The sequence below is a fragment of the Streptomyces sp. Ag109_O5-1 genome (assembly GCF_003814875.1).
In the GTDB taxonomy this organism is placed as follows: Bacteria; Actinomycetota; Actinomycetes; order Streptomycetales; family Streptomycetaceae; genus Streptomyces; species Streptomyces sasae.
In genome coordinates this window covers 5,816,062-5,829,160 of sequence record NZ_RKQF01000001.1, presented here as the reverse complement: position 1 = coordinate 5,829,160, position 13,099 = coordinate 5,816,062, and the positions used below count along the sequence as shown (strand labels likewise).

Sequence of the window (13,099 nt, the reverse complement as noted above, 5' to 3'; positions counted from 1 at the left end):
GCGCGCGGCTCGTCGTACGCTGGCGGGTCGCAGGTGCGGTGTGCGGGGGAGGAAACGGGAGTTGGCTACTGCCGGAGCGGCCACGGGTATGTCTGCGTCGTCCGACGACGATGCCTGGGCGCGGCTGCTGGAGGACGTTGCGAGGAGCGGGCGGCGGCTGCGGCGCGCCGAGCTGGACTCGCTGCGCGAGTACGGCGACCGGGCCGCCGAGCAGGGGCGGGGGCTCGCCGAACTGGTCGACGAGCGGCTGGCCGTGACCGGCAGGGTCTGGGAGGGGCAGCCGGTCGACGCCGCGTCGATGACGGCACTGCGGGCGGCGATGGCCGCGCTCGCCGACGGGCACGGGCGGGCGTACCGGGAGCGGCTGCGCCGGGAGGAGGCCGGGCGCCGGGAGTTCGTGGCGGACCTGCTGAGCAGCCGCAGCGACCTGGGCCGACTGGCCGAGCACGCCGAGCGGTTCGGGCTCAACCTGGCCTGCGCGCATGTCGTCGCGGTCGCCGAGGGCGACGGCTACGACCTGGAGGATCCGCTGGTACGGGCGCTGGAGCGGCGGCTGCTCGGCCGGTTCGGCGAGCAGGAGATCCTGCTCGCCGTGAAGCACGGGCGGCTGGTGTGCATCGTGCCGTCCGGACCGGGCGAGGCAGCGGCGCTCAAGGCGTTCGCGGAGCTGACCCAGGGCCGGCGGGTCGTGGTGGGCCGTCCGCACAGCGGGCCCGGCGGGGTCGTGCACTCCTACGAGGAGGCCCGGTCGGCGCTGGAGCAGGCGACCCAACTGGAGCTACGCGAACCGCTGTTGTACGCGGCCGACCTGCTGGTCCTGCCGGTGCTGCTGCGGGACCGGGAGGCGCTGGAGGATCTGGTGCACGGGGTGCTGGGCCCGTTGCGGACGGCGCGCGGCGGGGCCCGGCCGCTCCTTGAGACGCTGATCGCCTACGCCGATTCGCGGTACGTCGCGGCCGAGGCGGCGCGGCGGCTCGGGGTGAGCGTGCGCGCGTTGGCGTACCGCATCGCCCACGTCGTACGGCTGACGGGCCTGGATCCCGACGACGCGTTGCAGCGCTACACCCTGGAGACGGCGGTGTTCGGCGCACGGCTGCTGGGGTGGCCGGGCCAGGATCAGCCGTTGGACGGGTAGGCCGCGGAAGGAGAGCCGTCGGACGCGTAGGCCGCGCACAACGCGCTCCAGCGGGCGGTCTGTTCGGGGGTGGACCGGCCGCGGAGCCGGGCGAGTGCGAGCAGGTTGGCCTCCGCGGCGCTGCCGAGGGTCCGTGCCTCGGCGAGGTAGTGGTCGTCGAGCAGGGTCTCGACCTCGGCCTCGCTCTGGACGGGGTCGATCCGTGCGGCGAGCTGCGCCATGGTGCGGTACGAGCCCTGGAGCAGGAACGGCGGTTCCCGGCGGCCGGCGTCCTCCTGGGCGGCGGAGGCGATGTAGGCGCGGTTGACGGCGAGGACGGTCCGCTGGACGCCGCGCAGCCGGGTGAGCGTGGCCAGCACGCGGTCCAGGTCCAGGACAGGGTGGGCGAGTTGGTCGGCCTGGGCGGTCGGGTCGCCGTCGGCGAGGGCGACCAGCAGGCGCAGGTCGGCCGGGTCGGCTCCGGCGAGCGGGGCCAGGACCGGGTTGGCGGCGAGGGCGTTCTCCAGGAAGGAGAGCGCGAACAGGTCGTCGTGGCCGCTGAGCACCTCGCCGAGGTTCCAGACGTCGGCACGGTTGGCGAGCATGTCGGGGATCTGGAAGCGCTGCCCGTTCGCGGTGTACGGGTTTCCCGCGAGGCAGACGGCGAAGCGGCGTCCGCGCAGGTCGAAGCTGCGGGCGACACCGTCGGCGACGGCCTCGATCCGGCGCTGCGCGTCGCACAACGGGATGAACTTCTGCAGGAGTTCGGCGCCGACGTGCTGGATGTCGTCCAGGTACAGCAGGACGTTGCTGCCCGCCTCCAGGGCGAACACGATCTTCTCGACCTCCCGCCGGGCGGCCGCGTCAGGGGCGCGGTCGGGGTCGAGCGAGGTGGTGCCGGTGCCGAGTGCGGGGCCGTCGACGCGGACCATGAGCAGACCGAGCCGGTCGGCGACGTACTCCAGCAGGGTCGTCTTGCCGTAGCCGGGCGGGGACAGGAGCAGCAGCAGTCCGCTGCGGTCGGCCGGTCCCGTGGGGTCGAGGGTGCCCAGCTGCCTGGCCAGGTTGTCGCCGACCAGGGGGAGGTAGACCCGGTCGATGAGCTGGTTGCGGACGAAGCCGGCGAGCGGGCGGGGACGGTGGTCGTCCAGGCGCAGCCGGGCCCGCTCGGCGGCCAGGACCTCCGCGCGCCGCCGCTGGAAGGCCCGGAACGCGGGGGCCCGCTCCTCCCGGAACTCCTGTGCGCGGTGCGGAAGTTCGTCGAGGCGTACGGTCAACCGGCCGTCGCGGACCCGGGGGTGGACGCCGAGCAGTCCGTCGACGGTCTCCTGGACGGCACCGGCGATCTCGTAGCGCGGCAGGCCGGGTGCGCACAGGTGGGCCACGGCCTCCGGCACCCCCTCACCCTCCGAGTGGACGGCCGCGTACGACCCCAGCCAGGCGGCGGCGAGCTGACGGCACGCGGGCAGGTCGGTGCCGAGCGCGGCCAGGTCCGCGGTGAGGGCGGGAGCGGCGTCCGTGTGGCGGAAGCCGTCGAGAAGGGTGCGTACGGCGGGGCCGGTGGCGAAACCCTCGTGCGGATCGGCGAGTTCGGCCACCAGGTACTCGCCCGCCCGCGGTACCGGAGGCAGCCCGGCCAAGGCGGCGAACGCGGCCACCGCGTCCGAGAGTTCGGCCGCCAGCTCGGACCAGGCCGTGACCGGTGCGGCGCCGTCGGGTCCGAAGTGGGCGCGGGCCAGCGCCAGGGAGCGGGCGCGTCGCTGCCAGGCGGCCCGTCGGTCGTCGGTCGCGGCATGGGCCCAGAACAGCTGGGCGGTGGCGCGCACCTCGGCGGAGTGCTCCAGCAGCCCGGCACCGGCCCGCAGCCGGAGCAGCGCGCCGAGGATGACGGTGGCGTCGTGGTCGTGGACGCCGCGCTCGTAGCCCTCGTCGTAGGCGCTCTCGGCCGCGCGCCGGACCTGGTCGAGCAGCGGCTCGCCGGCGGTGGCGGTGGGCAGCAGCGCGGCGGCCAGGTACTCGGCGCGGTAGAGCGCCGGTGACTCGCTGACCAGGGGCTGCGTCCAGAACTCGCGTCCGGTCAGCAGCTCGGGGAGGTGGGCGGGCCGGCGGTAGCCGGTGCCGGTGACGGCGAAGGCCAGCCCGTCGCCGTCCGGCTGCAGGGTGAGTTCCACCGGCTCGCGGCGGACGGCGAACCGGTGCCGGCCCAGCCGTACGGCGGCCCCGCCGTCCTCGGTCAGATCGGCCCGGTCGCGCAGCTCGCGCAGGGCGGTGCGGACGGCGTCGAGCAGGCCGTCCTCCAGCTCCTGGGCGCGCACCTGGTCGTCGAGGCCGCGCAGTTCCCCGGCGGCGGCACGGACCCACGACGCCATCGGGTCGGCGGCCTGCGCGGCGTGGATGTCGGCCGCCGACCCGAGCCCGGCGAGCCTGCGGCGCAATGCCTCCAGGGCCCGCAGCGCGGAGGCGGCCACCCGGTCGGCGCGGGCGGCGGCCTCGTCCAGCAGGGTCTGGCGCCGGGCGGCGAACGCCTGCCGGATCTCCTCGCGGCGCAGCGCCAGGTCGGCGGCGAGGTCCTCGGCCTCGGCGAAACGGGCCTCCAGTGCGTCCAACCGCAGCAGCAGCCGGGCGAGTTGGTCGTCGCAGGCGGCAGAGGAGCCGGCGGCGGCCAGGGCGGCGGTCGTCGCCTGGGCGAGCAGCGCCGACTCGGCGGCGTGGGCGGCGCGGTGTTCGGCGTCCAGCAGGACCCGGCGGCGGTTCGCGAGGACCGCACGGGCCCGGTTGACCGCCGCCAGCACCTCGCCGATGGCCAGCAGTACGGCCGTCGTAGCGCCCGGATCGGCGGTGACCGCGCCGGTGACCAGGTCGGTGACGGTGGCCAGGGCGTCCGCCTGCTCGGTGAGACCATCGGTGAGCCGCTCGGCCTCGGCGGCGGTGGCCACCGAGGCGGCGTCCTCGGCGGCGCGCAGGGCGGCGGCCAGGGGGGCGGCGAAGGCGTCGGGACCGGCGAAGAACGCGAAAGCCCGCTCGGTCGCGGCCGTGAGCTCGTCGGCCAGGTCCGCCTCGACGCGGTCCAGCGCGGCCGGGTCGAGCTGGGGCAGTTCGCGCAGGGTGCGGGTACGGCCCTGGGCCCGGCGGAGTTCGGCGAGCAGCGCGGTCCAGCCGTCCGCGTCGGCGGGCGGTTCGCCGTGGGAACGGCGGATCAGCCCGGCGGCCTCCTCGCGCGCCCGGTCCAGCTCGCGCGCCGCACGGGCGGCGAGCTGCCGGATCCTGGTCTGCTCGGCAACCAACTGCTCTGCGGCATCGCGCAGTTCGGCGAGCGGTTCGAGCAGGCCGGTGTCGGCGAGCCAGTAGTGGCGGTCCGCCGCCTTGGCGCAGACGTCGAGGATCAGCTCCGGGGCGGCCGCGGCCGGGTTCTCCGGCGCGGCGGCCGTCGCCGTACGGACCACGTCGAGGCATTCGGCGATGCCGTGCACCAGGTCGGCGTTGCCGATCCGTTCCAGCGGGCCGTCGCCGACCGCCTGGGCGGCGGCGTACTCGGCGGACTGGAAAGGGGTCTGCCACAGCTGGAGTTCATGGGTGCGCACCGGCTCGCGGTCCGCTCTGAGCAGGACGAGCGTGCCGTCGGGGAGGAGGGTGTGCGCGGCGGCGTGCAGGGCGCTCGCGGCCTCGCGGCGGACGGTGTTCCAGGGCAGCAGCAGGACCTGGGCGCGGCCGGGGCGGCGCAGGACGTAGAGGAGGTCCTCGCCGTTGGGGGCGGGGAGGACGGCGTCGAAGTACAGGCCGCCGTCCGCGGCGGTAACGGCTCCCGCACCGGCCGTCGTACCGCTGTCGCCGTCGATGCCGCCGTCGATGCGGAAGGTCCGGTGGCTGCCGTCCGCCAGCTCGTAGCCGCCGGGGAAGATCAGGCCCTGCTCGGCGGGGAGCAGCCGGGCGCCGCGGCCGAGCGAGTCCTGGCGGCGCACCGAGCCGGTACGGGTGTTGACGACCAGGTAGCGGTCGGCCGGTTCGTTGTAGGGGCGGATCCGCAGGAGCAGCAGGGGGCCGGTCACCGCGTAGCCGACCGTGGCGTCCGCCAGACTCTGCAGCGGCTCGTCGACCGGCTCCCGGAACAGCGGCCGGTCGCCGGGCACGGCGTGGACGGTGAGGCTGCCGCCGGTGGTGGCGACCGAGACCGCGCCCTCGCCGCCCTCGATCAGGATCCGCCCGTCGGTGTGGTCCTCGCGGCCCGTCGTCCGCCACGGCAGCTCGGAGGCGGACGGCTGCGGCAGGTCGCGTTCCCCGTGGTTGCCCAGGTACTCGACCCGGTCCGCCCCTAACTGCCAGCTCAGGACCCGGAGATCACCGTCGTTCTCACCGGTGCGGAACACCGCGAGCAACCGCCCCGACGCCGTGTGCACCAGGTCGGCGAGGCGGGCGTCGCGGTAGTAGCGCAGCAGTTCGGCCAGGTCACGGCGGAAACGCTCGTCGTCGAGCAGGCCGGGCACCCGCTCCGGGCCCAGCGCCGAGCCGTCCAGGGCGTGCAGCGACAGCAGCCCCGCGTCGAGGCTGGGCGCAGAGGTCCCCAGGAGGAGGACGTCGGGGCGTACGGCGACGATGCCGCGGGCTGTGCCTTCCCCGGCGGTGCGGGGGCGGGCCGAGCCGACCAGCTCCAGGGGGCGTGAGCCGAAGGCCTGCTGCCGACGGGAGTTCAGCTCGGCGGCCCGTCGGCCTAGTTCCGTAGCGCGGTCGGCGAGCCTTGCCCGCAGGATCTGGTAGGTGCCGTCCTCGACGCCCATGGCTGTTTTCCGTTCCCCCTTGCCGCCGTCTTTCGGCTGCGGCGGCGTTGTGGCTGGTCGCGCGGTTCCTCCCCCAGCCTTCGGCCGGGGGTACCCCCAGCGCCCCTTGCGGGGCGCTGTTGTGGTCGTGCTACTTGGAAGTGCCGTTGGCCAGCTGTACGGGGTCTGCGGTCTGCTGGTCGCCGAGCAGCTTCAGCAGCAGGGCCAGGTTCCACGGGCCGCCCGCTGCGAAGCCGCGCAGTACCTCCGTCGCGTCGGCGCTGAAGCTCTTCTCTCCGCTGAGCCACTCCGCGCCGAGGGCCTGTACCGTCTCCGAGCCCTGTACCGCGCCGTCGATCGACTTGCCGAAGGACACCGCGCCGACCAGCCGCTCCAGGAACACGCTGTCGCCGCCCACGATGTCGATGTCCGCGCTCTCCAGTCCGGCGGCCAGCACCGCCGCCTGGGCCTCGGCCACCGTCCGCTGGACCTCCAGCGCGGCCATCCGGACCTCCTTGTCGGCGGCCAGCCGCAGCCGGAACTCCTCGTGCGCCCGGGACACCTCGTCCAGCGCGGCCATCGCCGCGGCCTTCTCCTTCAGACCGGCGGCCTCGCCCAGCAGCCGTTCCCGGATGCCCGCCGCCTCCGCGTTCGCCTTGCTCTCGGCCACGGCGGCCTCGGCCAGCCCGACCTTCTCGATGGCGTCCGCCTTCTCCTTCAGGCCGGCCGCCTCGCCCTCCAGCCGGGCCCGTACACCGGCCGCCTCGGCCATGGCCTGGCGCTCCGCCACCTCGGCCTGGGCCAGACCGGCCGCTCCGGCCATGGCGCGCTCGCCCTCCGCCCGGCGCACCTTGGCGGCGGCCTCCAGCTCCGCGCTCTTCTGCCCGGCCTCGGCCAGCACCAGCTGCTCCTTGGCCCGCAGGTGCGCGGCCTGCTCGGCGGCCTCGGCCGCCTTGATGTCCTTGACGAGCTGTTCCTGCGCCTCCGCCTCTGCGGCGATGATGACCGTCTGCCGGGTGCGCTCGGCCTCCTGGACCACCCGGACCCGCTTGATCTCCTCCTCCTGCTCCGCGACCGTGCGCTCCACCGCGACCCGCTCGCGCACCACGTCGGCCACGCCCCGGCGCTCGACCTCGACCTGCTTCTCCTTCTCCGCCCGGGCGAGCTCCACCTCCCGCTCCCGGTTGACGACCTCCAGCAGCCGGTCCTTCTCGATGCGCTCGCCCTCCACCGCGAGGACCCGCTCCCGGTTCTTCTCGGCGACCGCGATCTCCCGCTGCTGGTTCTCCCGCTGGACGCCGAGGAGTTCCTCGGTCCGCAGCAGCGCGCTGTGCGCCTTGAGCCGCTCCTCCTCCTGGACCTGCGCGGTGGCCGCCTCCTCCTGGGCCCGCAGGGTCTCGATGCCCTTGCGCTGCCGGATCTCCGCCTCCGCGCGCCGCCGTTCCAGCTCCAGGACGGCCTCGCGCGCGTCCACGTTCTGGCGGGTGATCTCCATCTCCTCGTTGCGCTGGAAGTCGTTGGTGCGGATGTGCTCCAGCGCGGTGAGCTCGGTGATCTTCCGGATGCCCTGGGCGTCCAGGATGTTGGAGGAGTCGAGCTGCTCCAGCGGGGTCTGCTCCAGATGGTCGATCGCCGCGTCCTCCAGGTGGTAGCCGTTCAGATCGGTGCCGATGGCCGCGACGATCCGGTCCCTGAACTCCTCGCGCTTGGTGTAGAGGTCGGCGAAGTCGAGCTGCTTGCCGACCGTCCGCAGCGCCTCGGCGAACTTCGCGCTGAACAGGTTCTGCAGGGTCTCCTGGTGGCTGGCCCGCTCGGTCCCGATGGCCTGGGCCACCTTGATGACGTCCTCGACCGTCTTGTTGACCCGGACGAAGAACGTGATCTGGATGTCGGCGCGGATGTTGTCCTTGCAGATCATGCCCTCGCGGCCGGTGCGGACGATCTCGATGGTCTTCACCGAGATGTCCATGACCTCCGCGCGGTGCAGCATGGGCAGGACCAGGGCCCCGGTGAAGGTGACGTCGACGCTCTTGGGCCGGGAGACGATCAGGGCCTCGCCCTGGACCACCTTGCGGAACAGCCGGCCGAAGAGCAGCAGCGTGCCCAGGCCGATGAGCAGCAGGACGGCGACGAGCACACCGATTCCGATGGTGACGACAGACATGGCGGATCCCTTGGACGGCCTTGCCGCGGATGAGTGGATGAGTGGATGAGTGGGTGAAACGAACGACGGGGGCCGGCTGCGTCAGCCGGTGGCCGGCGGGGCGGGCATGACCCAGAAGAACTCGCCCTCGGCGTCGTAGTCGTAGATGAGCGCCGACGACCCGGCGCGCAGTGCCGCGCCGTCCGGTCCGGCCGCGTCGTCGAGGCTCTGCCGGACCTGCACGGTCGCGGAGGATCCGTCGACGGCGTGCACCTCGGCCTGCCCGAAGTCGGGGCCGACGCGTCCGGTGCGGATCACGCAGCCGAGGCCGACGAAGTCGCGGCGGGACGGAGGCGGGACGGGGGCGGGCGTCAGCCGTCGCAGTGGCCACGCCAGCAGGCGGGCGCCCGCCCACCCGCCGACCAGGGCGGCCGGCAGCAGGGCCCCGTGATCCCCACTGCCGAGCAGCACCCGGCCGGTCAGCGCGCTGAACCAGGCGAAGGCGACCACGAGCGACACCGCCACGGTGATCGGCACCCCGCCGAGGCCCAGCACCCGCTGCAACCCCCCGTGGCCATGGCGTCCCCCGCCGTGCCCGTGCCCGTGCCCATGTCCGTGCCCGTGATGTCCTGCGCCGGCTCCATGGCCGTGATGTCCCGCGCGTGCCACGGGAAAATGTGCGCCTCCCAGGAGCACCAGCAGCCAGTAGGCCGCCACCACGACCAGGGCGAAGGTGAAGACCACGGTCGGATACGCCGTGACCGCCCCCAGAAAGTCCCCCACTGCGCTCGCCCGCCTCCGCGATCCCCCGACGGCCACGCTCCGTGTGCCGCATGCGCAAGGGTGACATCGCGCCAACGGTCACGCACTGCGTGATCCCGGAAGTCTCGGTGCCCCTTTCATGTCCCGGATCAGCTCACACACCGCCGGATCTCCGCAGGTCCCGGCGTGGCAGGCGCGGGAACACCGAGCCCCGGGTCCGGATGGCTACGCTGGCTGCGCGAGCCGGCGGAGGCCGCGATCCGCATGGGCGACGGGCCCGGGGCCGGACGGGCAGTCCGCTCCGGTCGTCCGCCCTCGTAAGGAACGGACACCTATGAAAGCCATCACCGTTCGAGACCGTGACGCCGGTCCGGCAGGGCTGTCCCTGACGGACCTGCCCTACCCCCACGCGGCCGAGAACGACGTCATCGTGAGGGTGCACGCCGCGGGCTTCACCCCTGGCGAGCTGGACTGGCCGGGCACCTGGACCGACCGCGCCGGCCGCGATCGGACGCCGAGCGTGCCGGGCCACGAACTGTCGGGTGTCGTGGTGGGGTTGGGGTACGGCACCACCGGCCTGAGCCTCGGTCAGCGGGTGTTCGGCCTGACCGACTGGACCCGCGACGGATCGCTCGCCGAGTACACCGCGGTGGAGGCCCGCAACCTCGCACCGCTGCCCGCGGACATCGATCACACCACGGCCGCCGCTCTGCCGATCTCCGGCCTGACCGCCTGGCAGGCCCTCTTCGACCACGGCCGACTGGCCACCGGCCAGACCGTCCTCGTCCACGGGGCCGCGGGGAGCGTCGGCTCGATCGCCGTGCAACTCGCCCGTGAGGCCGGCGCCCAGGTGACCGGCACCGGCCGGACCGCCGACCGGGAGCGGGTACTCGCCCTGGGCGTCGACACCTTCCTGGACCTGGAGACCGAGAAGCTGGAGGACGCCGGCGAGGCCGACGTCGTCCTCGACGTGATCGGTGGCGACATCCTCGACCGCTCGGCGACGCTGGTCCGGGCCGGTGGCACGCTCGTCACCATCGTCATGCCGCCCAGGGTCCGGCCCAAGGACGGGCGCGCGGTCTTCTTCGTCGTCGAACCCGACCGCGCCCGCCTCGCCGACCTGGCCGCCCGGCTGAGGGACGGCCGGCTCAAGCCGGCCGTCGGTGCCGTGCGGCCGCTCGCCGAAGCCCCCGCGGCGTTCGGCCCCGGCCCGCGAACCCCGGGCAAGACGATCATCCGCGTCACGGAGGACTGAAGGAGGACCGCCACGATCGGAACGCGGATCGCCGGAGGGCTTGCGGCCGCCGCTGTGACAGTGACCGCGGCCTGCCAGGGCCGTCAGTTCACGATCGCCGGGGCGGGTGCGCGGGTGGCCCGCCGACGCCGATCCCGTACCGGCCAGAACAGCACATATGCGGTGGAGACGATGACGAAGGCCAGGCGGATCAGCCCGCGGGCCGCGTCACCGGGAACGGCGAAGACCGCGCCGTACAGGGTGGTCAGGCCGATCCAGCTCCACCAGGGCACCAGGGCCCGCTGTCCGATCACATCCCACAGCAGTGTGCCCAGCAGGACGGAGGCGGTGTAGTAGGTGTAGACGCTGGGGTCCAGGGCGATGCGGGCGTTGGCGCCGAGCAGGACGACGGCGGGCCAGCGGCCTCGCCAGACCGCGAGGCAGCCCAGCGCCAGCCCCATCGCGGCCTGTGCGGGCCGGTCCCAGGGAGGGGTTCGTGGATCGTCCACGCCGAGCCAGTGCAGCGCCGACGCGGGCTGGTTGGGGATGGTGAACCGGGCCGCGGTCAACGACTGCGGGTCACTGAGGAGGAACGGCAGCCAGGCGAGCGCGACCAGAGCCGTGCACCACAGCCCCGCGCGCAGCCACTGTCCCCTCGGCAGTGCGAGCAGCAGCGGCAGGAAGGCCAGCGCGGTCGGTTTGGAATCCATGGCGAGGGCCAGGAAGACGCCCGTGGCGGCGGGGTTGCCGAGGGTGAGAGCGCGTACGGCAAGGGCTGTGAAGAAGAGTGCCAGTACGTCGTCGAGGTGGCCGAAGCGGACGGCGACCTCGATCCACATCGGGATGAAGGCCAGGCCCGCGACCAGCACCCGCTGCCGCAGCCGCTGGTGGTTGGTGCCCGTGCCCAGCAGATGCCAGGCGGCGCTGCGTCCGACCACCACCAGGATCAGCAGCCCCAGCAGCGACATCACAGCGGCGGCCAGGAACTGCCCGACGGGCTCGGGAAAAGGGTTGAACAGCCCCGCCGTCAGGAAGCTGACGGGCCCCATCTGGAGCTCGGGGTGGTGGGCGTACAGATTCAGGCCGCCGTCCGCCCTGCCCGAGCCCGAGTAGAGCAACTGACCACCGAAACGCAGATAGTGCCAGGAGAACCCTCCGTGCGGCTGGACCACGGCGAACCAGAGGACGGTCCAGGCGGTGAGCAGCACCAGGTGTACCCGCTGGCTGATGGCCGACACGCTTTCTCACTTCCGGTTCTTGTCGCCTCGCTCGGTCCCCCGCACGTCGTGCGCCCCTTGTAGAGATGGACGGAAGGCAAGGCGGGTTCTCGGCGCGAGGTAAGAAGCGGCCACCTGCTCAACTCCCCTTAATTCTCAAGCATGTTGTCACGGCGCCTCATACGATCCCTTCGCCGCCCGCACACTGGTGCGCATTCGGGCACCGGGTGCGGGCATCCAAACGGGAGGGACCACTTGACCAAGTCCTTCGGTGCGCGCCCGCGTGCCGTCCTCGCACTGCTGGGAACCCTCGGCCTGTCGCTGGCCGCCGCCGTGTCGCCCGCGAGCGCGGCCGGCGGCACGCCCACCACGCCCACCCAGCTCTTCAACGGCAACCGGAACTGCTCCACCGACGCGGACCGGCCCACATACCTCTGGGCCCGCAACAACGTTGTCGTCGAGGGCATCCCCGGGACCGCCGACCCCGACGACAACTCTCTGGTCGGCGTCCGGTACCAGGTCTGGCCGGTCGCCGACCCGTCGCACACCGAGACGGTCACCCATGACCGCGCCACCCCCGAGGACGAGGCCAGGAGCCTCCTGCCCAACGACATGCTCGCCGACGGGCAGACCTACGCGTGGCGGGCGCAGACCGTGGCCGGGGACGCGGCCTCGGACTGGTCCGTCCCCTGTTACGTCACGATCGACGACACTTCCCCTGCGAGCACGCCGACCATCACCTCGCCGAACTACCCGCCGAACCAGTGGAACCAGGGCGGCGACCCGGTCAGGTTCACGTTGAGCGCCAACGGCGCCGACGACGTCGCCGGGTTCCAGTACTCCTGGACAGGGTCGCTTGAGTCCATCGTTCTCGCGGACTTCGGCGACCACGGCATCCCGCAGCCCCGCGACCCGTACGCGGACCAGACACACTTCGTGCGCGCCGACGCCCTGGGCGGTTCGGCCACGGTCAGCCTGGTTCCGCCCTACGGTGGCGCCGCGACCCTGTGGGTGCGCAGCCTCGACCGGGCCTTCAGCCCGTCGGAAACCACCAGCTACAGGTTCTACGTCAGCCCCACGCCGCCCACCATCACCCCGGCCGACCCCTCACCCGAGTTCGGCGACACGACCACGTTCACGCTCCGGCCCGACGCCGCCCTCCAGTCGAGGAGCCCGGTCGTCAGTTACTCCGTGCACACCATCAACGGCCCGGACGGAGACAAGACCTTCGACGTCCCGGCGACGGCGGACGGCACGGCGACGACAGAGCTCACGATCGACGGCATCATCGGCGAGCATCTCTCCGTGACCAGCAGGAGCGCGAACGGCTGGCTCAGTGACGCGGCATTCTGGGACATCGACTACGACACGACTCCCACCGTCGCCTCCGAGGTCTATCCCGAGAACGGTTCCGGCGGCGGTGCGGGCGTCCCTGGCACCTTCACCTTCACGCCGAAGGTGAAGGGCGTCGTGAGCTACACGTACACCTTCGACACGGAACCGGAGGTCACGGTCGCCGCGGGAGCCGACGGTACCGCGAGCGTCGACTGGACCCCGGACTCGAAGGGCTCCCACGGAGTCCAGGTCTACGCGACGACCCGTACCGGCATCCAACTGGCCCTATACGCATACGACTTCACCGTGGACTGAATCCGCGAACTCCGCGAACTCCGCGAACTCCGCGAACTCCGCGAACTCCGCGAACTCCGCGAACTCCGCGAACTCCGCGAACTCCGCGAACTCCGCGAACTCCGCGAACTCCGCGAACTCCGCGAACTCCGCGAACCGACCCGTGAACTGACCCGTGAACCGGCCGCTCATCGGCCGCTCGTCGGTCATGCCCGGGCCCACCGCAGCCGTCGGGGGGCCCGGGAGGCG

Annotated in this window: 8 protein-coding genes; 3 read left to right on the top strand and 5 right to left on the bottom strand. The window is 73.1% G+C overall.

Going from position 1 to position 13,099, the window contains the following annotated elements; genetic code table 11:
* Positions 1-88: 88 nt before the first annotated feature.
* The gene (locus EDD90_RS26240) at positions 89-1,135 is read left to right on the top strand and encodes a CdaR family transcriptional regulator (protein WP_123975483.1); all 1,047 of its coding nucleotides are present in this window, start codon (positions 89-91) and stop codon (positions 1,133-1,135) included.
* Here the strand turns inward: EDD90_RS26240 and EDD90_RS26235 are convergent.
* The 3 genes from EDD90_RS26235 to EDD90_RS26225 all read right to left on the bottom strand — a co-directional run bounded on the left by EDD90_RS26235 (position 1,117) and on the right by EDD90_RS26225 (position 8,791).
* Complete coding sequence (locus tag EDD90_RS26235; RefSeq protein WP_123975482.1) at positions 1,117-5,886, bottom strand: DNA repair ATPase; 4,770 nt, start codon at positions 5,884-5,886, stop codon at positions 1,117-1,119. The genes EDD90_RS26240 and EDD90_RS26235 overlap by 19 nt on opposite strands.
* A 130-nt stretch (positions 5,887-6,016) precedes the next feature.
* Positions 6,017-8,029 carry an SPFH domain-containing protein gene (locus tag EDD90_RS26230; protein WP_221305127.1) on the bottom strand — a complete coding sequence of 671 codons (2,013 nt, stop codon included), beginning with the start codon at positions 8,027-8,029 and terminating at the stop codon, positions 6,017-6,019.
* A gap of 81 nt (positions 8,030-8,110) precedes the next feature.
* Complete coding sequence (locus EDD90_RS26225) at positions 8,111-8,791, bottom strand: hypothetical protein (RefSeq protein WP_123975481.1); 681 nt, start codon at positions 8,789-8,791, stop codon at positions 8,111-8,113.
* A 313-nt stretch (positions 8,792-9,104) separates the two neighbouring features.
* Here EDD90_RS26225 and EDD90_RS26220 point away from each other — a divergent pair, with 313 nt between their 5' ends.
* Positions 9,105-10,025, top strand: a complete 921-nt coding sequence (locus EDD90_RS26220) for an NADP-dependent oxidoreductase (protein WP_185149225.1) — start codon at positions 9,105-9,107, stop codon at positions 10,023-10,025.
* Positions 10,026-10,108: 83 nt separating this feature from the next.
* Here the strand turns inward: EDD90_RS26220 and EDD90_RS26215 are convergent, their stop codons facing one another.
* Complete coding sequence (locus tag EDD90_RS26215) at positions 10,109-11,242, bottom strand: hypothetical protein (protein ID WP_123975480.1); 1,134 nt, start codon at positions 11,240-11,242, stop codon at positions 10,109-10,111.
* A 234-nt stretch (positions 11,243-11,476) separates the two neighbouring features.
* Between EDD90_RS26215 and EDD90_RS26210 the strand changes: the two genes are divergently transcribed.
* Complete coding sequence (locus EDD90_RS26210; RefSeq protein WP_123975479.1) at positions 11,477-12,871, top strand: hypothetical protein; 1,395 nt, start codon at positions 11,477-11,479, stop codon at positions 12,869-12,871.
* Here EDD90_RS26210 and EDD90_RS55620 read toward each other — a convergent pair.
* A complete protein-coding gene (locus EDD90_RS55620) occupies positions 12,842-13,060 on the bottom strand; it encodes a hypothetical protein (protein ID WP_221305126.1) in 219 nt (72 codons plus the stop codon). The genes EDD90_RS26210 and EDD90_RS55620 overlap by 30 nt on opposite strands.
* Positions 13,061-13,099: the final 39 nt, after the last annotated feature.

Excerpts from the sequence above, each read along its gene's own strand:
- EDD90_RS26240 (WP_123975483.1), top strand. The coding sequence starts at position 89 with ATGTCTGCGTCGTCCGACGACGATGCCTGGGCGCGGCTGCTGGAGGAC.
- EDD90_RS26235 (WP_123975482.1), bottom strand. The coding sequence starts at position 5,886 with ATGGGCGTCGAGGACGGCACCTACCAGATCCTGCGGGCAAGGCTCGCC.
- EDD90_RS26230 (WP_221305127.1), bottom strand. The coding sequence starts at position 8,029 with ATGTCTGTCGTCACCATCGGAATCGGTGTGCTCGTCGCCGTCCTGCTG.
- EDD90_RS26220 (WP_185149225.1), top strand. The coding sequence starts at position 9,105 with ATGAAAGCCATCACCGTTCGAGACCGTGACGCCGGTCCGGCAGGGCTG.
- EDD90_RS55620 (WP_221305126.1), bottom strand. The coding sequence starts at position 13,060 with ATGACCGACGAGCGGCCGATGAGCGGCCGGTTCACGGGTCAGTTCACG.